Here is a 20,151-nt window from a genome sequence, read left to right on the forward strand (position 1 = left end):
TAATTTTTTTAAAATATGTTAATACAATGATTGAAAATCTTCAATAGTTAACGTTGCACAAGCTTTTAATTTATACTGCCAAGATTGATCGTATTGTCCTGCAATACCATTTCCTGCACTAAAAGGAGCAAAAATATCGCTTGATATCTGTTCCTTTATTTCAAAGAAATTATCTCCTAATACCAAACCTAATTTTTCATAATCGTTATAAAAATATTCTTGTAATAATGGAATAATTTTATCTGAAAAAGCTTTTCTTAGATCAGTTACATTGTAAATATTCCATAACCAGGCATGACCAATTGTATGATCACTGTCTTTCAATACTTTTAATCTTTCATTTATTTTGGTCAACATTAAGACTAAATTAATACCATCAGTTGTAGTACTAAGTTTGTCTTCTTCGGGTAGTTTTGGAACAAAAGAAAATCTTCTTCTTAATGCTGTATCCAGTGCTTCAACACTCTTGTCCGCTGTATTCATTGTGCCAACAATGTATAAATTTGGAGGTACGCAAAAAGGTGTTTTTGAATACGGTAATTCTAATCTTATTTCTTCGGCTTTTCCTAATCGTTTATCCTCTTCGATTAATGTTATTAGTTCACCAAAAATCTGCGCTACATTACCACGGTTAATTTCATCTATAATAAAAACAAAAGGTTCGCTATTATCATTTGTAAACAACTGATATTCTGCATTTTTCCAATACGATTTAACGATGTTTTTCTTGTCTTCATATTTCAATTCAATTTCATCGTTGTCATCTTGTTCTTGGTTTGGTTGTAAATTTTGTATGGCATTTAACACACTCCAAAAAGCGGTAGAGTTGCAACCGCCAATTATATTTCTGAATTCCTCATGAATATTATTTATTACTGCTAGGTCAGGAAATCTTTCGAACAAAGGCGCTAATCTATTTCTTGATACCGTATATGTTCTAACACCATTAACGTGCTTTACACTGAAATTTCCTTGTTCAGTAACTGAAACTAAAACATTTCCACCATTTAATGTATTAAGAGCTGTTTCGCCAGCTTGTTCTACATCATCATATAATTGGTCGTATAATTGGTTGAACGTTCTGATTTGAATTTCTTGTTCGTTGTCAGGAAAATTTCTTTTTATGAAATTGTATGTTGCTTCAATACATGCTTTCATAAATAGGCCGTCTTGAATTTCATATTTAAGAAATTCATCATCTTCTTTAGGTTCTAAAGGTTTTATTCCTTCAATAAAATCTTCGTAAGCCATATTTTGATGGAATGTTGTAAAGAAAACACGATTGTCTTTTTGAAAGTTTGTAAAATGACTTTTTCTTTGTTCTCTTGGAAGATTTTCTATATTAACATTTAATATATTGAGAGCTAAATCAATTGTACTGTATGTTTTTCCTGTTCCCGGAGGACCAAAAAGTATCGTGTTTAGTGTCATATTAAATTGATTATTATTGTTGTTATGTGGGTTTGCAATGGTTGGTGGTAGTGGAGGATTAGCTCCATTGCCGCCATCTATTATGTTCACATTATATTTAGGTTGAAAAATACTTTTATTCATAAAGTCTAGTTCACCTTTGGGAACTTCATAAAAAGTTGAATTTCCACTAGGCATAAAAAAACGAGTATCCCCTTTTAATTCTCTGACAGAATTGTTTATTGGATAAAATAATGGTTCTATTTCGCGGTATATCCATTCACCATCGCCTTTTATTAATTCGTCACTATCTGTATCTAAAGGTTTTGAATTTGATATTACTCTACCAATGCAATAAAGGTCATCACCACCGTAACATGTATAAACAAAATCTCCTATTTTTATGTCATTTGCAAATTGTTTCCCTTGGCTTCTTCCTGTATAGCTATTTAAACATATCCAATTGTTTTGTTCTAAAACATTTGCAATACCAGTGTATTTATACTTTCCTGACTTTTTGAAAATACCATGCGATATTTTATATATTTTTTTGCCTTTTAAGTCTAAATTGACTAGCTGAGTTGGAACATTTATATACTTATCGAAATTAAAAGCAAATTTGTCGAGAAGTCCATTTTCAGTATCATTTGACAATGCTCTTAGTTCGTTAAAATCTTTAATGCAAGAAGGATAATCTGCAGGAATATCTAACCAATCTCTAAATTTGAGGTGTGAATTGTTTAGTATTGGGAATAATTCAGGATTGATATAATACAACCAAGGTGAATAAATACCTGATTTTATTAAAGGTATACCTAATTTATCAAAATCGGCGCATAATTTTACAGCCTCATCAATTGTGGTAATAGTAAACGCTTCTTTGAGAAAATCACCACAACTTGATAACTGTTTTTGAGTAAGGTTTGTTACCGCATTTAAACCAGCACCCGTGTAACCCCATTGGTCAATTTTAACCGCCAGTTTTGATAATTCATCGTACCGTGTTGCATCTGAAACATTTTGTTTTAAATATTTATCAAAAGTCTTATCGCTACAACCATATTTAAACATTTGGATTAAGCCCGTTAGATGTTCGTTTTCTAATGGATTATTCTTTAATGTTTCTTCAATAATTTGTTTGTTTAGAGGTACAACCGCAAATTGTTTTTTTCGTTCGGTGTAATCTCTTGACGATTGATAGGTTTGGTATAATTCTCTAAACTTTGGAAATAAAGCATTTCTCATTTTTATTTCTTTTTATTTTCTCGCGCTATTCTTTTTTCCTCCAAACTCAAATGTATGTCATTATTTCTGATGTCTCCCCAGTGGCTGTTTGGTGTATTTTTACCTCTGTCAACGCCCCATTTGATGTTGAATTTGGTACGCAAAACACCTGCTTCTACAAATGGTCGAATGTTTAATCGTACACCATCATTTAAATCAGGTTCCCAACCTATAGGTTGTTCTTCTAAAGATTTCCAACGGACAAAAATGTCATAAGGTGCTTCACCATTTAGAATTAGGATTAATTTTTCTTGTAGTTTTTTGGCAGCATCTAATAAGCCATCGGCACCACTTTCTCCGGCGTTTCGTTTGCTATCGCACAAACGTATCCAATCGCCAAGATAGGTGTAGATTAGTTTGGAAAGGTTCTCTTTATCTAAGGTATGATAATTAACTAATACCGAGAACCCATCTTTGCGACCATCCCAAATGTGCCAAATAAACGGACGATTTTGAAAAAGTCTGCAGTGTTGTATAAAAAACTCGTTGCGTAACCAATCTTCGAGATTAGTAGCTTTTGCTCCTTCTTTGGATAATAATTCGATGATGGTTTTGGTGGTATATTCTGTGGCAAAAACGGCTTGAAGAAACTCTCGTATTCTGTCTCCACCCTCTTGTTCTGCATTAACCGATGGAATACAAAAAATACCATCATCATCTGTAAAGTGGTTAAATGCTTTTACTGCAGCAATTAATTCTTTGGCTTCGTCTGCTAACTCCATTTCTTCATCACTCTCAGCTGGCCAGCGATACCCTAATATTCTTGCTGTAGCTACTTGTAATGTATTGTCCGTTTTTAGTGCATGCCCATGAAACAACCATTGAATAGGGTCATCACTGTAAGGTTTTGGTAAACCGTTGGGAAATTTATCAGCCGCTACTTCTTGCCAATGTTCTAAATCGAAAGGCACCTTGATTAAAGTACCTTCAGTTACACTTAAACTTTGGTCTATTTTCAAAAGTTCTTCAGTAAATCTTTCTGAACTTAAAAAAGAGTAAATAGGTAATAGTTTATCGGTTTCTTTAACAACTATTATACCTGTAGTTGTATCAAATTTATGTCCTGAATAATGAGTAATAATTTTTTTACTAGTTACATTAACTCCAAAACCTTTAAAATCCCATGCAATGCTTCCTGCTTGCCAACCACCACCAATTCTATTTACAGCTTTTAATTTTTTTATATGTTCAAAGTACTTATTATTCACTCCCTCCCAACAAAATATATTATTGTAACCACTAACAAGATTATTTGTAGTAGCCGCTGTTTGAAAATATACCCATCCTTTTTCAATAATATTTTGTTCCCAATATTTCTGTAAAAATTGAGGGTTGTCAGTTGTACCAATGCCTTGAGATGAATAACAGTGTTTTGATAGCAATTCAACTGAATTTGCACTTAATGAGGATTTAATTACAAAATCTGTATTTTTTAATTGATCTAATTGATTTACAATTTGCACTTCAGAAGTTCTAAGCATTATATCTTTTTCCGATGGATTTAATCCTTCATAAACATCTACATTTGAAATTAAACTTTCCTCTTTTGGTTTTGAATGCTGAATACTGACAAGCATAACATTGAAGTCGTACATCGGTGTTTGAAATCCCTTTGCACCTATTCTACTTATGAAAGACCATTTTTCATTTTTCAATAATTCTTGTCTTAGTTTTTTATATGATGACTGAAATAGCCAATCTTGCAAAGTAACATTAACAACAATTCCATTCAATTCACATGTCTTTAACATTTTTAATAAAAATACAGTCGCTAAATTACCCTTGGCAATTGAGTAATTATTTTCAGAATAAACCCTTATAACTTCATCTTGTTTTCCACGGCTTAAATATGGTACATTAGTAATTTGTAAGATATATTTTTTAGAAAGTATTTCTCCTGCCTTAGCAATCCCAGATGCAATAACACCTCTCTCTTTTTGTTCACCATTATCTAATTCATTTTCTAACGCTTTTTGTAAAACAGGTTGTAATTCTTCAAAACTTGCAGTGAACGTATCTGATTTTATAGAAGACGGGTCAAGCAAACTTCCTAATTCAGGTGCTAACTGAAAATGATTATATAGGGCACGCATCCCATTTTCCATGCGTTCTTTGTCTTCGAAGCGAGTTCCTTTGCCAACAAGTTTTACCCAATCTTCCACATTCCCTTTTGGTGCAATACCACTACATGCCAAATTCATTTCAGGAAGCTCTTTGTAATGACCGCAAAATTTCCAAGCGGTTAATGCCAAATTAAAAGCGGCTATTTGTGTACAGCGGGCATCGAGCTCTAGCCCATGCAGATTTTCGGTAATTACTTTATCGGTTGCTTCTTCTTTTGATAATCCTTCTTCGCGTATGCGTAGAGCAGCAAAAACAGGAAATAGAGAAGCTATAAAGTGCCCAGAGCCCATGCAAGGATCTAGCGAAGTTATTTGAGCAGTTGTATCAGGCCAACCTTCAAAAGAACCTGCAGCAAGAGAACCGTCTTCTAAAGTTCTTAAATATTCAAACTTTATAGGAGGCGTGACACCAGGATTACGGTTTACCCACCAGGCCCCTAAGGTATTGTCTATTAAAAAATGTACCATGTAGGGTTCTGTGAATAATTGTGTAACAGCTGGTAGTTTAGCACCGTCTATTTTATCGCCACTGGCATTTATTATTGCTTTAGCTTCGCTTTGCCAAAACTGATATACCCAACCTAAAGCATCATCGGCAGTAAAGATGTCTTTTTCTAAACCGTCAATTATAACCTCTAATTTTATTTTATCGTTGGTAGCTAATTTTACTTGCATCAAAGGGTCGTCTATTCTGAAAATAGCAGGTAGCATTTTAGAAGCATAGGCAGCTGCTGCATCCCATTTATCGGTATAATTTTCTTCCTTGGCTAGTTCCTCGCAATCAGCAAAAGTTACCGCTATGCCACTGTGGTGCATTAGTAAATCGTTGGCTTCGAGAAAAGTAGCAAACAACATTTTGTGCCAGGTTTCATATGCCAACTCATACGCTAAATTGCCAATTTGTTGTATTCCTTTGGGGTCTAATTCGTCGCCCAACAAACGCGCTTTAGAACGTAACGCATTTCGCAATGTTCTTTGCTCAGGTGTCATGTGCGCAAATGGTTCTGCATGATTAACCGCCGAAGCTTGTAAGGCATTGAATGCCCCAATTTCTGAAGCTTTACGAGCTTCTTTGACTGCTTTTTCGAGCGTTGTTCGTTGCTGGGGAGAAAGTACTGGCATAATTATATGAATGTATTATTTGCTTTAGCTGCATCATCAGCTAATAATGAATTACTATTTGTTGCCCAAAATAATATTTGACCCATAGGAGTTACATCACTATTTATCATCTCTTCTATTATTTCCATTTCCTCAGATAAATATTCATAGAATTTCCATTCTTCAGTAGGTGTCCAATATTCATTTGCAATATCAGTGTTTACGGTATTATCCTCACCAAGTTTAAATAAATGAGTTACTAATGCCATTGGTACTTTTATTGGATTATTCATTCTTACTTTGTAAATTCTGGGAATACAATCTGCCTCATTGCAAATAGTACTTTTTAATGCTTTACAATTGGCAATTGTATTACAAGCGTAAAATGATTTTTTTCTTGAAGGAAAGTCCTCAGGGCTATTTTCATCTAAGAAATCATTTATCCAGCTTCTGCTATCAGTTAGAGTTTTACTGTGATAAAATGACAAATCTTCAATAGGATTTACTACCCCAATTGGATATTCGATACATGTTATATGATATAATTCAATTTCCTCCATTATTTAAGAATGATTGAGCTAGATTGTTTGAGTAAGTCTTCTAATTCTATTTTTACCTTGGCTACATAGGTATCGATATCTGCTTGATTGGAGATAGTTCCTCTTGGCAAACTAAATGAAACCGCTTGTGGCGCCGAAAGTAAAATAGCTTCTTCTAAAGCCGATTGGAATTGTCCCGATAGTGCTGCAATTTTTGTTTTCCAATTAACAAAAGACAGTTTTTGTAACTGGTATTGTAAGGCTTGGGCATCCAGAACTTTTATTTCCGATTTATGCAATAATTGGTTTTTAGCTAAAATGAGGTGTTTTTCCTCAGGTGTTATTTTACTGAAATATTGATTAGCCTGTAAATCTGCCATCATTGTATCATACAAACCATTGTACTCTTCTTTGGATTTGCTAAGTTCTTTATTTAGTTTCGCTGCGAGTTTGGTTAACATTGGTTGAACCGCATCGGGCTCTTGCAGCAATAAACGGTTGTCGTGAATGGCATCTACTTCTTTTTTGATTTCTTCCATTTCCTCATCATCCGGAGCTTGATTGATTAAATCTACTAACAATATCCATAACGGTTCTCTTTCTCTTACAATAGCTGCTTTGCTAGTCCATTCTTTGAATTTAGCTTCTAAATCGTCTTTTTGTTCTAAAATATCGAGCAGTCTTTCATTACCTTCTTTGTTTTCGATATCCTTAATGAAATTGGTGTTAATTGGCTCTTGTCTTGGTGCATCACCACTAATGGCGTTGGCTAATCCTTTTAATTTTGCTAAAAACTCGTTTGAATAAGGGAAAATTTCTTGATTTGGAGGACAATTAATTCCTGCTGCTAGAAACAAACCTTTTATCTTAATTTTATCTGAAGCTCCAATGATATGAACTTCTTTCTTGAAGGTAGCACCATTTATTTTAGCGGCATTCAAATTCGTTTCTGTAGTTGAAATTTGTTGTGCATTTTTTAATAAAATGATAATAGTATCAATAGCATCTTGGCTCCAACCATAAGGTGATTTCATAAAAAGACCTCTAATGTCTTTACCAGTTTTGGTAGCGTTACCGATAAAACGTAATATTTCAGAAGCGATAGGATGTGTTTGTACTTCGCCTTTAAAGTTAATTTCGTTTAGTGCATCAGGATTTCCAGCCATGGCTTTTGTTAAAGCCTGTCCCCAACGTAATGCATCTGCTTTACTTTTGAATTCAGGAAATTGTCTGTCAGCTATATTTTTTAAAGCTTCCTCAACATTATCTCTGATATTACCCACATCTACAGTATTACCACCTGCAAGGTAAATTACAGCTTCTTCCGCAATTTTGGCAATTAGATCTTCGATAGCTGTTTTCGACATCGATAATCGAGTGTCCATACTCTTTCTTGCTTGTTCCCCTTCGGGAGTTGAAGGCAATCCCATGGCATTGATTGTTTGCCCTGCGGCTAAGTATTTTAAAATTTCCGCACGTAGTTCTGGGTCTTTTAATTTTTTTACAAAAATGTATGATAACGGAAAATCATTTCCTGCAGAACGTATTTCGTTTAAAACTGTAGCTTGATTTTCGTACCAACCATCGCGTACCCATGCATTTAGATTGTGTTCTGTATTTGGCATAGTATCTTTGTCCCAAAGTTCAAAATCTCTCACAATTTTAGACACACCCTGTGTAATGTTAATTGTTTTGGTCTTGTCTTTGAAAAAAGCTACAATTCTTTCTTTTCGGTAGTTTTGGATTTGGTCTTCGCCAGAATTATTGAATTTCGCAAATTGTTTGGCAAATTCTTGTTCCCATTCTGAACCTACTTTAGTTTGTAATTTGTATTCGTCACCAATAGGCATTAAAATTTTATCTTCAACTAATTTTTTGATTAGTTCGTTTACTTTGGTTCTGAAAGTATCTGAACTTTTTGAAATATCATCGATTAGTAAATCGGCTATTGTATTTTCATTTGATTTTAATCTCTCTTTGCCGTCAGGAAGTAAATCAATTAGAAAAACAGCACTCAATATTCTACCTTCCAATAAACTATCACCACCTTTTGATTTCCGTTCTTCAATTAAATTATTTGTTTCATTTAAAAGTCTTGCATTTTGAATTAATTGTGGTTGTTTTTGTTCGAATATTAAATCGGCAGGAACAATAGCTCCTAACTCTTTTTGTGCTACATTCTTTATGCTTTCATCAACAATTCTTAACTGGCTTCTTAATTGACCAGATGTACCTGCAGTATCAATTTCATTTAATACTTTTTTCCAAAATTTTCTTGTTGAAGGAAGTATTGGATAATCGGCTACTAGATTTTTATTATCATCGGTAACATATCCGTATTCTGAACCATTAAGATTACGAGAGATTTCACCTAAAGCTGCTTCTAATTTTGTTTTAACTTCATTAATCACAGAAGGTTTTTTTTCTAAAACTGTTTTTCTTGTAACGGTATCAACATCTGTATCTGAAAATGAAACTTTAACAGTAAATCTGTCCATTAATTTTTGAAGCATAGAAGTATCCGTTAGTGCATTTTGCCCTGTAGCTACTAATAAAAACTTACCTTCAAAATTACTGGATAACTCCTGGGCTAAATTTTGTACATCAATACTCTTATCACCATCGGTTCCAATAAATTGCTGTACCTCGTCTAAAACAATAATTGTTAAAGGAATTTTAGCACCAAAACTCATTGGTAATATTTCCGTTTTTATGGTGTTTATCAATTGCTCTTTTGAGATTGTATCTTGTCTAACAAAAGTGGCTTTAAAATTTTCTTTGACTTTAGCTTCGTTTTCAGCAAACTCTGGTTTCAGTTCCAATAATGCTTTTGCAATTGCACTTGAGACAAATAAGTTTTCATATTCTTTTTTGAAATCTTTGCCTTGTGCCTCAATTAATGCTTTTAGTTCATCGTGAATGCCTTCTTGTTTTAGCCAATAAATGAATTTGAACAAATGGTATTGTTGTGGCAATCCTAATTCATTTAAGAACAATTGTAAAAAAGAGCTACGAATATCTTTTGATGGAAAATCTTTAAGTGTTCCTGTTATTGCTAACCTTCCACTAATTTGTTGTTTTCTCTCTAATTCTACAAATAAGTCATTTACTTCTTTAGGCAAAGGTTTTATCATTCTAGCTGTTTCGCCATTAGGAAATTTGAAGTCTTCCCAAAGATAACTTAGCATTTTCACGAAGTGAGATTTTCCACTACCAAAAAAACCACTCACCCAAACAGCAGGCTGTTTATTGTCAATATGACCTAGGAATGTGTCTAAAATTCGTTGCATTCCGTTTTGATATTCACCCTCACAAACAAAAGTTTTTAATTCGTGTTTGATAATTTTATATCCAACAGCATCTTTGGCAGTATTTATTTCAACAACACCATCATTTAAAAGGTTGTTTTCGTCAGGGTTTAAATTAAAAAGGTCTTTATTTTTCATCTGTATATTTTATAATGTTATTGGTCTAGCTAAATAATCCCATCCATCTCTGGCGTCCAGTAAACGGTATTGGTTTTTTTCAAATTCTCCAGGAAAGAAAATTAACATCCGTCCTTCTATTGCTGAAGAGCATCCGTTTATCACGTCTGACATTCTAGTAAATCCAAATAATGAAGACGCCTCTTTTATGGCTATCAATGTATTTTCATCACATTTGGAATTGTTTATTTTATCTAATAAAAAACGAATTGCATATTCTTTAAAATCAACATCTAATTGGTCTACTAATGCTTCCGGGTCTTGGAAATATTCTTCTTTATAATCGTGTGCTGCCATCCAAGTTGGAAAACAACTTTTAAGTGATATCTCAACCCACTTTTTACCTGATTTTATAGTTGTGTTTTCAAAATCTCCAATTCGTAAATCTATCTTACGCTGTTCTGATGGATCATACACTAGAAACCACACTTTTTCTTGACCAGAAAGTGTATTGTTCCAAGGTTCTCTGACTACTTTATCAAAAGCACTTATTAGTTGGTCTACTTTAGATATCATTAATTTCTAATTTTTTTAATATTTCATTGCATGTAATAGAAGTCACATTACCAGAAAATTGATATTGTATTAATCCTCTTTTTGAGGCCTCAATTGCTAACTCTCGTAATTGACTTTCATTTAGACAAAGAGCTTTAATCCATTTGCTAGTAACAATAAAGTCTCCTCTAAGTCCTTCTAAATATGCCATGATGAAAGCGAAAGCTACCATGTTATAGTTAACAATTGGCTGTGTTCTTATGTTTTTTGTTTTGCCTGTAATCATACCTATTTGCTTCCAGGAGCTGGCTAGATTTTTACCTATTGAATGTCTTGTTACTTTTGAAAACTTATTTGGATAGTATAGTTCCACATTTTTTTCAAAATTTTCGACACTTGCTATATCGCCAATTCTTGTCTCATTTACAACATTAATACTTTCCGACAATAGATAGTCTGTATTCAAAGCATAGAGAAAAACGATAATTTTTTTATCATCATTTTCAATGTGCTGCCAAAAATATTTTAGGATTTTAAAAGAAGCTTTAGTTTTATTAAAATGATAAATTCTTGAAAGAAACCTAGCAGTTTGTTTTATACCATCTGCCGATTTTTTACCCGTTACATTATTTTCAAGAGCCTCTATATAATTATCATTTTCAAGAGAATAGTCTATAACTTTCTCAAGCTCATTGAACATTATTGTTCTGTGTGTGTGTATTGTTATGCGATTTGTCATTAATAATTACTTAGAAAGATTTAGAGCCATTTCATATTCTTTTTTAAAATCCAGTCCAAGGTGCTGCACTTGGTCAGGCATTGCTAATGTCCAAGAAACATAATAATAGGCCAATACTTGATTTCCAGAAAAGCGTTTATCGGCAATACTGGAAATAATGTATTCTTTTTTGTTTGGGTCAATTCCCATAGTTCCTAACATTGCTGTTTCGAGTGCTGTTTGTTTTATGTCTTCTTGGGTTTTGTTTTTGAAGTAATTCAATGCATCAACCATAAACATTACAATTGCCATATTGGTTCCAATTTCCTCTTGGTGTTTTTGGAATAGTTCCATTTCCTTTTTTTCGAAAGGATCTTCTTCTTCATTTAGACCGAAAGGGTCTTGTTGCAGCTTAGTTAGGAAATCGTCGATGTTGTTTTTAGTCTCGAATTTGGTTTCACTTTCGAGTTCGAAAAATTGTTCTAAGTCCAGTTGTTTTGCCCAATGTTTTACTAATTCGTATTCTTCCCCGGGTTTTCGGTTGTCTTTGTGAGCTGTAAATTCTTTGTATAATGTTTCTGCTAGTTTTAGTTCAGTAGTAGTTGCTTTGAACTCTGGAATTAAGTTAATGCCAAACAACTCTTTGAATTGCATCGCATTAACTAAGCTGTATGTTTTGGTTTTTGATACGATACTTTGTGGAGCGATGTCTAAAATTCGTTCATCTGTTACTGACGTAATCGCTTCTTGAAGTAAGTTGTAAAGCGACAGGAACTGATACGGTCTTAGTTCTGCATATTCTTTATATAGAAAATCTTCGATAAAAACATCGATAGCCGTATTGTAGGTTTGAAGATTTATACCATTAAAAATACCCTCTGTAAACTTTGTTGTCATTGTTTCATCAACTCCCATACTTTTCAACTTCTGAATAGTTGGTTGAATGGTTTGGATGAAATTCTGTTTGTTTTTTTGAGTAGATATGAATACCTGGTTTAACTTTTCAGTACGAGCCTGGATTACAAAATCTAAATGGACCAGTTCGTGCATTACTAAATGCTCAACAGCAGGATAGGTACTTTTGTATTTTACAATGTGTTTATCACGGTTGTATCTTTCGGCAAATTCTACTTTAGCAGCTGTTTTGATTTCATCATCAGCGTAAATATCTATTTCAGTCCCACCTTCAGCTTCTAATTGGCTACGGTATTTGAAGAATATTTTTTTACCATCAAAATCACCTGCAATTTTATTAGCTATATCAAATGCTTGTTTTAATGCATTATCGTATAATGTATCTTTGTGTAAGGAAAATTTAATTGCTTGAATTGCACTGTAGAAAGCCGAGTGTAAATCGTTTTCAGATTGGGCAATTAATGAAAGTATAAAATGAACATTAGGATACTTCTCGTTTAATTTGATTGTTTCCCAAGCGTACTTTTTAGCTTCTTCGAGTTTGTTTTCTTGAAACAATAAATAGGCAATGTTTGCCAACGTAATATGATCTGCCTTGTTTGCCAGTATTGCTTGGTCGTAATATTTTAACGCCGTAGTTACATCTTTTTTGTGCTTTGCAAAAATATTCCCCATCATCATTAACGCCCAGCCGTTAGAAGAATTCCAACGAAGTGCATCGATTAAAGCATTTATGGCTTCGTCTTGGTCGCCTTGTTCGGATAGAATTTGACCTAATATTCGATGGTATTCTGAATTTGTAGGGTTCTTTTTGATTAATTCAATTAGAATTGGTTTTGCTTCTGAAAAGTTATTGTTTTCACATAACGCCACTACTTTCCTCAAATCATTTTCTTGAGTACTTATTGAATTAATATCTACATCAACTATTACAAAACCATTTTCTATAGTCACTTTTGGTTTGAAGGAACCGTAAGTATAATACTCTTCCAAAACAGCAACAATATTTTCTTCCGCATTTATATTTGGAAATATTGTGTTTAAAAAGTCATCTATTTTGTGAATAATCCTCATTCTTTATGTTTTGTATTTGGAATTGGCAACTCTAATTTTATAAAAATCCTTATGGTAATTTTATAATTTTAAGTTCAATTTAGTATAATCAACAAACATACAAAAAAGCAACGGAAAGAAAAATGAGGAAAACCGTAAACGTAGGAAAATAAGGAAAAATAATGCAAAATAATTTAGGGTGTAGGGTGTAAGGGAAAAACGCCTAAAAGATTTTTTATTTTTTAAGATTGTAATAAAACGGATTTATTGGGAATAATGGGTGCAAAATGGTTTTTGTTGTTTATTAATTTGCATTAATAAGTTCCGATGTTACTCGATTTATTTTTTGAAAAAAAATAAAAAATGTTTGTGTTGAAAAGTGGTTACACCACCTTACACCCTAAAAGTAAAGTTGTACGGTGCAAACTAGTGTTATTTTTTTAGTCTTTATTTTTCAGTTAAAAATGATAGAAAATAAAAAAAGTGGAACTTTTGAGTTCCACTTTTTGGTTGTTTTTTATTCTTCAACTTCTTTGTTCCTTGCATCTACTTCCTCGTATGTAAATTCTTTGACTGCATATACTGGTTTTCCTTGCCGCATTAATCTGGTAAAATTGTGTTTTTTTAATGCTTTTCCAAGTTTGTTAATAGTACCATCATTCAAGTTTAATTTTGTTCTGTCTGCTATTTTGGCAGCTATTTGTGAAGCATTTAAAAATAAGGTTGCTTCTTCTTTTGGACACGGTTCGAACCAGGTTAATAATAGTTCCTCTTCTGGACTATGTAATTGGTATTGTTCGTTATTGGCTGTTATTGATTTGATCTCTTCTTGGTCGAACCAAAACCTAAAACCACTTTTGAAAAGAAACAAAGCCTGTGAAAAAGCCATATTAATATCTACTTCGTGTTGGTATTGTATGCCTTCCAATTCAAAACAAAGAAACCTGCGACTACCTGTACTGTCGTTTAAGAACTGAGCTGTGTTGACACTACCGGCAAACGATGCCCTTCTGGGCATTGTTTCGTTGTTGTGACCGTAGGCTTTTCTCATTCTTATTTGGGTTTTTGTAATGATTTCTTTGAGTGATCCAATTTCGGAACGGTTTAGGTTTTCTAATTCGTCAAGGTTAATAAGCATACATTCTGCCAGTTGTACTAACGTGTCTTTGTTATTTGGGTTTATTGTTCCAGAAAATAAATACTCCTTCAATTGTTTTGGAACTAAGCGTTCTACCCAAGTTGTTTTTCCTAATCCTTGTTTGCCACTGAACACGATTACTGTGTGATTGATTACTTTATCATCGAGTACGCAACCCACCATCGCTACTAACCATTTCTTGAAACATTGCTGCCAAAGGTCTTGTTTTGTTGTTGTGATTGTATTGGCTAAATCAGTAATGTAATCGGTTTTTTCGTCATAAGTAGGCAAATTATGAAAGTAGTCTTCAAATGGATTGTATAAGGGACAAAAATCAGAATATAGTAAGTTTCGTAATGATGATAAATTTGTTTTTAATCTTCCTTTTAAACACTCCCGAAGCATTGAGTTTTCAATAAAATCATTCATAACATTCCACTTCTTTTTTCCGAAATACTGAAACTCTAACTTACCCGAAACGATGTTGTGCCGAAATACATATTTGTTTGTTAAAAATAGCTCTAAACGATCTATTTGTGTTGGTTTCGGTTTGTCTTCGCCGTCTTCATCTGATACATCTTCTATCGAATAATTGCTTTTTTCTTTGGGTTTATTGGTTGTTTGTTTCTGTTCCGATTTCCCAAATTCGTGGATATTGCCGTAGGCACTATTCACAGCTTGAGTTACTTCCTTTTCATCATAACCAAAATCACTCAAAACATAACCTAATGCTTGTTGTAATGAGACTCCTTTTCGGTTTAAGTTACACGCTAATTGATGCACAAATACATTCCGGCTACCATTCACGTATTGCACTTTTTTTTCGGTGAAATTTACGCAATGGGTGTAAATAGCATCGTAATCTAAGTAATCAGTCGCAGTCGCAGTTTTAAGCTTTGGAGCTTCATTAACTGTTGGCACTTCGACGATATTTGCTGTTACAAAGGTTTTTGCATTTTCATTTAAGTATAAATTTTCATCCCAAGAATAAAAACATAATCTCGTTAAATCCTTGCCCGATTTGTCAATTTCCAGTTTTAAAATACTCTCGTAATGAGCTTGAACTTTTAGAAACGTTTCTTTGTGGTCGGCTTTTGGTGTTTCTATTTTTACTAAAATTTTCAAACCATTTCCTGATGGACTAATGAAACTCGCAAAAGTAAACTCGGATTGATTGGCCAAATGCTTTGCATTTTGCAAATCGGCTGCACTTAACTTGTCGATGTCTAAGATTATAAACTTTGAATATTCGGTTAGGAATTCTAATTTTCGACCACCAACAAATTTGCCGGAAGGTGTAAATGCAGGTAGCGATTTTTTGGCTTTGTTGTATGCTTCCTCTTTTTTTTCAGCCAGTGATTTACGCAAGTAAATAATACCTGGCTTGTACTTGCCGGTTTTAATCTCTTCCAAAATTGTTGAAATTGTTTTGTGTTCTACAACTTCGTTGAAGTTTTTGAATAGTGTTACCATTTTTTAAAGTTAATAGTTGTTTGTTGCTCGTTGTTGGTTCTCAATTGTGTGAAGTTTGCAATCGCAAACTTCACAAGTTCCGTTACAGCTGCACATACTATCGTCCTTTAAAAGATTTGTTGTAATGCTCTGTTAGCAATTTTTCTACATCAGAAAGTTTGTAGTAGATTTTGTTACCCACTTGGCTAAAGGAAATTTTGCCTTCGTCTCTCCAGGTTTGAGCTGTACGTTTTGAAATTTTCATCAATAATAGAAATTCTTGATTGTCTAAAAAAGTTTCTTTTTTCGGGTCTGCCTTTAGACTAATTTGGCTTTGAATAGTGTCTAATTTTGTCATTAGATCTGTGAACTGGTCTTTTGTGAAGATAATTGCATCCATTTTTAAAAGTTTTAAATTGTTATGATGCAAATGGACGAAATCAAAAAAAGTCTTATTAGACTTATTTAGTCTTATAAGACTAAATAGTTTGTTAGCCCTTATGAATATTAAGATGTTGAAATGTTAATTTTAGAAAAAATAAGACTACAGTTTTATTTTCCAATCGTTATTTGGGTCTTTATCGTTTCTGGTTGGTGATAAATAGGTTCTAATTGTCAAAGGCGAAAGTTCGTTTCCGTGCTCATCAAGGTAATTATCGCAGATAAATTTTGTAACCTCTTTAATTTTATATTTTATGTAAGGTGTTCCGTTTGGTTTTACCTCATACATCATTTGTTTGTAAGCATCTGTTAAAATATTGATTGGACCGTTTATTTGTATTTTGAATGTTGGAACTACTACCTGATTTGCTTTTGAAATTGCCTCTTGTTTTTCCTTTTCAATATCAGCAAGTAACTTTCGTGTAGTTTGTAATCTCACTTTTAATTTTTCGCACTGAAGATTAAATTCTGCTAGATTACTATTTTTTGATATTATATCCGCTTCTTCATAATCAAAGATTTCCTCTGTTAAGTAAATAATCTTGTCATTAAAGTTTTCAAGTGTTTCGATATGTTGTTTTACTTCGTGAAATGAGAAATATCTATTTTCTGCATCTGCATTAATTAGTCTTTTTGGAGTTTTTGCAACAGGTTCTTTTACGCTCAAAGATTGCAGCTCTGTTCGTTTTTTCTCTATTAGAATGTAGAGTTTATTGTATCTACTCATTGCCTTTTGAGATATAAATATGGCTTCATTGTTGGCTAATAATTTTTCGAGCTTGCAAATCCATACGTTTGGGTTCTTAGCCAAATTACATTGATAGTCGATAAATGGAGGGAATTTAGATTGATTGAGAACTAGAAGTTTGGCAATAATTGCTTCGCAATAATTTTGAACATTAATTTTTTCTTCTACAATTATATCAAATAAAGGATTTTTGGCTTGTGCCAAAGGCACTGCCAACAATTCTACAAACGCTGCGATTTGTACATTTTGATCCTTTGAATTCAATTGTAATATTGTTTTTTTTGATGTTCATTTATTAAAAAATTGTAATTAAAAGCGGTTTAAAATTTGATGTTTTTTTATTGCTATTTGTAGTACAATTAGCCTTCACCTTTTTTTCGTTTCGTTTGCCTTAAAAATTACTAGATTTCTATTTTGTAAAATTATAAATTAAAAAAAATCCTTGTTAAAGGATTTTAAATGAGTTATTAACAATTTTTATTTTCCCTTATTTTATTGGGACTGAAACGAACGAAGGTAAATTTTAGTGTTTTTTACCTTCGTTTTATTTTCGAAGGTAATTGTTACCCTCGTTGAAGTTTTACAGCTAATTAGAAGATATAATTGTCTACAGCTTTGTCTAATTCTTCACTTATAATTTTGGCATATATCTGCGTTGTGCTGATGTTTGTGTGGTCCATAAGTTTTGAAACGTGCTCAATTCTCATTCCGTTATTTAAAGCATTAGTAGCAAAACTGTGTCGCGATAAATGGAACGAAAGTGGAAACGGTAATTTCAACATTTTTCCCATTCTGTTGAGTTGGAAATTTGCGGAATGATTTTCTCTTTGTGATATAAAATAACGAATTTCTTCGCTCTTGTAATACATTTTTTTATCCGTGATAATTGGGAAAATATAATCGTCTGGTTGTGCATCTTCCTTGCTGTATTTATTCAAAATATCAATTGCCACTTTTCCAATTTTAAACTGATGTAATCTTCCTGTTTTGCGAATTACTTTGCTTATTCTCTGCTCTTCAATATTATAATTGGTGTATTGCAGCTCGATAACATCGCTAAATCTTAATCCTCCGGCATAAATAGAGAAAAGGAATAAATCACGCCATAAATCTGCTTTCTTGCCTTCTTTTATGTCTAAATTGGTTAATTTTTCGATTTGGTCTTTGTTTAGGAATACACGTTTCTCAGTATCTTTTTTTAATGTCAGTTTATTGAAAGGATACATATATTCCGGAATGATATCTTCCTTAATGGCTTCTTTGAACATTATTGCCAAGATCATAATCGAATAACGTTGCGTGGTTGCTCCGTTTTTTAATGTGTTTCCCATGTAAGCCATATAGTCCTTTAAAACTGAAACGGTAATATCATCAAAGTACACATCTTTTGAACCTACATACTTTTCAAATTTCTTAGTGTAAAGCATATAATTTTTATAGGTTCCAAACGATACGCTGCCTTTAATTTTTTCACATCGAGCATAAGCATATTGGAAATAGTTTGGCACTTCTTTTCCCTTTATGGCTTCTTTTAGTTTTTTGATGGAAATGGTTTTTACCTTTCTTTCCATATCAGCAACCTGAGCTTCAGCATCGGCAATTTTTTGAGATAGGTTGGCATTCATCCTTGCACTGTTTGGATGGTTCTTCTTTACTTTCTGCTTTAGTTCATCCCACTCGTTCTCCTTAAGCTTCACTCCTGCAGTGATAAATTTCGTTTTTCTATCTTTTATAATTCGGATGTACAATGGGCTGTGTCCGGTTTGGTCTGACTGATGTGTTCTTAAAATTAGTTTAATTGATGCCATAGTGTTAGGAAATTAGAAATGTTGTACTATATTTGTAAAGCAATGCAAAAGAGTGAAAGTGTTGTAAATACTAGTCTTTCAATCGGGTGCAACGTGATACGAAGGTACAACAATTGGTATAACAAAACAAGTATTTCATTGCTTTTTGTTGCTTAAAATTGCATAGTCAATTTTTATAAAGTCAATGAATACAACACTTTAAGTGCAAAACGGAACTGACATAAACAAAATTAGGATAACAGCGGTTTCTCGCAATTGCGAATTTTGTTCAAAATTCACGTTTGCGTTTCGCAAGAAATTTTATCTTAGCCGAAAAAAATTCGTTCCGAACTTCGCAACTGACGAGAAGCAGCGGAACGTTAACTGTAATTTTCGCTCACGAAACCGCTAAAAAGAAAACATGAAAAAAGGATTAAAAATTATTGGAATTATTTTAGGTATTATTATTTTAATCATCGGAATACTTGGATTTTTCGGTTGGAGAAAAATGCAAAAAATGAATTTGGCACAAGAACAAGCAAATTACATTATCGAAAATTTGGACAAACCAAATATTGGAGAAAAATTTCCAGTTAAATATTTTCCTAAAGAACAACTTGAACCAATTATTGGTGGAATTAGACAAAATTGTGATTGGAAAAACAAAGATGGCAAATTTGTAGATTTTTTCATTCAAAAAAATATTGGAGGAATTGACCAAACAGCTTTTATTTATGAATATTATATGAAGTGTGATAGTTTAAGATTTATTTTATCATTCAATACAGAAGATGAACCAGAATTAATGGGATTTAAACTTGAACAAATTGAAACTGATAATCCAATGATTTTGTTTCCTGAAAAGCAATTAAAAAATAGAAAATGAAAATATTACCAAATGAAAAGTTAACTCTATTAACTGAATTGTCAAAATCTAAAGCAATCGAAATTCTAAATTTGAGTATTAGACCAAAACAAAATTTTGGGTTTGGAAATGGAAAAACAGAAGAAGGAAAAAAATTTGAAGGAAGAATATTTGGAGATAGTTTTAATATTTCTCGCATCATAAACTATAGAAATTCATTTCTACCAGAAATTAGTGGAAAAATAAATGAGAAAATAAACGGAACTGAAATTGAAATTGAGTTAAAGCCAATATCAATTGTCAAAGGATTTATGATTCTGTGGCTTGGTGGTGTTTCCTTAGCTTTTATCGCTACTTTAGTTGGTGCAATAATTGGAGAAGGACCAATTTATGTCTGTATATTTCCATTATTTATGTTTTTAGCGGGATTTGGAATGCTTAAATTTGGGTTTTCTACAGAAAGCGAAAAATCTAAAAAAGATTTGATAGAAATATTACAAGCGAGAATAAAAAAATAAAAACTACAGTTAACACACGTTTGGCGCAATTGCGAATTTTGTGGTAAATTCACGTTCACATTTCGCAAGAAATATTATC

13 protein-coding genes are annotated in these 20,151 nt (G+C 32.7%); 2 read left to right on the plus strand and 11 right to left on the minus strand.

The genetic code is table 11. The features are described from left to right. Positions 1 to 18: 18 nt before the first annotated feature. The 11 genes from PSU83_RS06295 to PSU83_RS06345 all read right to left on the minus strand — a co-directional run bounded on the left by PSU83_RS06295 (position 19) and on the right by PSU83_RS06345 (position 18,710). Entirely contained in the window at positions 19 to 2,655 is a 2,637-nt protein-coding gene (locus PSU83_RS06295) for an AAA family ATPase (RefSeq protein WP_300588015.1), read from the minus strand. 2 nt (positions 2,656 to 2,657) lie between these two features. Beyond that, a complete protein-coding gene (locus PSU83_RS06300) occupies positions 2,658 to 5,939 on the minus strand; it encodes a hypothetical protein (protein WP_300588017.1) in 3,282 nt (1,093 codons plus the stop codon). Positions 5,940 to 5,941: 2 nt separating this feature from the next. Beyond that, the gene (locus PSU83_RS06305; RefSeq protein WP_300588019.1) at positions 5,942 to 6,478 is read right to left on the minus strand and encodes a hypothetical protein; all 537 of its coding nucleotides are present in this window, start codon (positions 6,476 to 6,478) and stop codon (positions 5,942 to 5,944) included. Then, positions 6,478 to 9,903, minus strand: a complete 3,426-nt coding sequence (gene brxC / locus PSU83_RS06310) for a BREX system P-loop protein BrxC (protein WP_300588022.1) — start codon at positions 9,901 to 9,903, stop codon at positions 6,478 to 6,480. Before brxC ends, PSU83_RS06305 begins: the two co-directional genes overlap by 1 nt. A 9-nt stretch (positions 9,904 to 9,912) precedes the next feature. Further along, on the minus strand, positions 9,913 to 10,458 hold the full coding sequence (locus tag PSU83_RS06315; RefSeq protein ID WP_300588024.1) for a hypothetical protein: 546 nt from the start codon (positions 10,456 to 10,458) through the stop codon (positions 9,913 to 9,915). Continuing rightward, positions 10,448 to 11,137 carry a hypothetical protein gene (locus tag PSU83_RS06320; RefSeq protein ID WP_300588026.1) on the minus strand — a complete coding sequence of 230 codons (690 nt, stop codon included), beginning with the start codon at positions 11,135 to 11,137 and terminating at the stop codon, positions 10,448 to 10,450. Before PSU83_RS06320 ends, PSU83_RS06315 begins: the two co-directional genes overlap by 11 nt. Before the next feature lie 45 nt (positions 11,138 to 11,182). Further along, positions 11,183 to 13,144: a tetratricopeptide repeat protein gene (locus PSU83_RS06325; protein ID WP_300588028.1), complete on the minus strand. Its 1,962-nt coding sequence runs from the start codon at positions 13,142 to 13,144 to the stop codon at positions 11,183 to 11,185. Between the two features lie 496 nt (positions 13,145 to 13,640). Continuing rightward, positions 13,641 to 15,734: a VapE domain-containing protein gene (locus PSU83_RS06330; RefSeq protein WP_300588030.1), complete on the minus strand. Its 2,094-nt coding sequence runs from the start codon at positions 15,732 to 15,734 to the stop codon at positions 13,641 to 13,643. Between the two features lie 97 nt (positions 15,735 to 15,831). Continuing rightward, complete coding sequence (locus PSU83_RS06335) at positions 15,832 to 16,113, minus strand: helix-turn-helix domain-containing protein (protein WP_300588032.1); 282 nt, start codon at positions 16,111 to 16,113, stop codon at positions 15,832 to 15,834. 144 nt (positions 16,114 to 16,257) lie between these two features. Then, on the minus strand, positions 16,258 to 17,166 hold the full coding sequence (locus PSU83_RS06340; RefSeq protein ID WP_300588034.1) for a hypothetical protein: 909 nt from the start codon (positions 17,164 to 17,166) through the stop codon (positions 16,258 to 16,260). 326 nt (positions 17,167 to 17,492) lie between these two features. Further along, positions 17,493 to 18,710 (minus strand): site-specific integrase, encoded by a 1,218-nt coding sequence (locus PSU83_RS06345; protein ID WP_300588036.1) that lies wholly within the window; start codon positions 18,708 to 18,710, stop codon positions 17,493 to 17,495. Positions 18,711 to 19,110: 400 nt separating this feature from the next. Here PSU83_RS06345 and PSU83_RS06350 point away from each other — a divergent pair, with 400 nt between their 5' ends. Further along, positions 19,111 to 19,575, plus strand: coding sequence for a hypothetical protein (locus tag PSU83_RS06350; RefSeq protein WP_300588038.1), 465 nt, complete (start codon positions 19,111 to 19,113; stop codon positions 19,573 to 19,575). Continuing rightward, the gene (locus PSU83_RS06355; protein WP_300588040.1) at positions 19,572 to 20,072 is read left to right on the plus strand and encodes a hypothetical protein; all 501 of its coding nucleotides are present in this window, start codon (positions 19,572 to 19,574) and stop codon (positions 20,070 to 20,072) included. Before PSU83_RS06350 ends, PSU83_RS06355 begins: the two co-directional genes overlap by 4 nt. Positions 20,073 to 20,151 lie beyond the last annotated feature (79 nt).

It is taken from the genome of Flavobacterium sp. (genome assembly GCF_029945805.1).
Taxonomy (GTDB): domain Bacteria; phylum Bacteroidota; class Bacteroidia; order Flavobacteriales; family Flavobacteriaceae; genus Flavobacterium.

Coding starts and splice junctions, on each gene's coding strand:
- PSU83_RS06295 (WP_300588015.1), bottom strand. CDS start 2,655: ATGAGAAATGCTTTATTTCCAAAGTTTAGAGAATTATACCAAACCTAT.
- PSU83_RS06300 (WP_300588017.1), bottom strand. CDS start 5,939: ATGCCAGTACTTTCTCCCCAGCAACGAACAACGCTCGAAAAAGCAGTC.
- PSU83_RS06305 (WP_300588019.1), bottom strand. CDS start 6,478: ATGGAGGAAATTGAATTATATCATATAACATGTATCGAATATCCAATT.
- brxC (WP_300588022.1), bottom strand. CDS start 9,903: ATGAAAAATAAAGACCTTTTTAATTTAAACCCTGACGAAAACAACCTT.
- PSU83_RS06315 (WP_300588024.1), bottom strand. CDS start 10,458: ATGATATCTAAAGTAGACCAACTAATAAGTGCTTTTGATAAAGTAGTC.
- PSU83_RS06320 (WP_300588026.1), bottom strand. CDS start 11,137: ATGTTCAATGAGCTTGAGAAAGTTATAGACTATTCTCTTGAAAATGAT.
- PSU83_RS06325 (WP_300588028.1), bottom strand. CDS start 13,144: ATGAGGATTATTCACAAAATAGATGACTTTTTAAACACAATATTTCCA.
- PSU83_RS06330 (WP_300588030.1), bottom strand. CDS start 15,734: ATGGTAACACTATTCAAAAACTTCAACGAAGTTGTAGAACACAAAACA.
- PSU83_RS06335 (WP_300588032.1), bottom strand. CDS start 16,113: ATGGATGCAATTATCTTCACAAAAGACCAGTTCACAGATCTAATGACA.
- PSU83_RS06345 (WP_300588036.1), bottom strand. CDS start 18,710: ATGGCATCAATTAAACTAATTTTAAGAACACATCAGTCAGACCAAACC.
- PSU83_RS06350 (WP_300588038.1), top strand. CDS start 19,111: ATGAAAAAAGGATTAAAAATTATTGGAATTATTTTAGGTATTATTATT.
- PSU83_RS06355 (WP_300588040.1), top strand. CDS start 19,572: ATGAAAATATTACCAAATGAAAAGTTAACTCTATTAACTGAATTGTCA.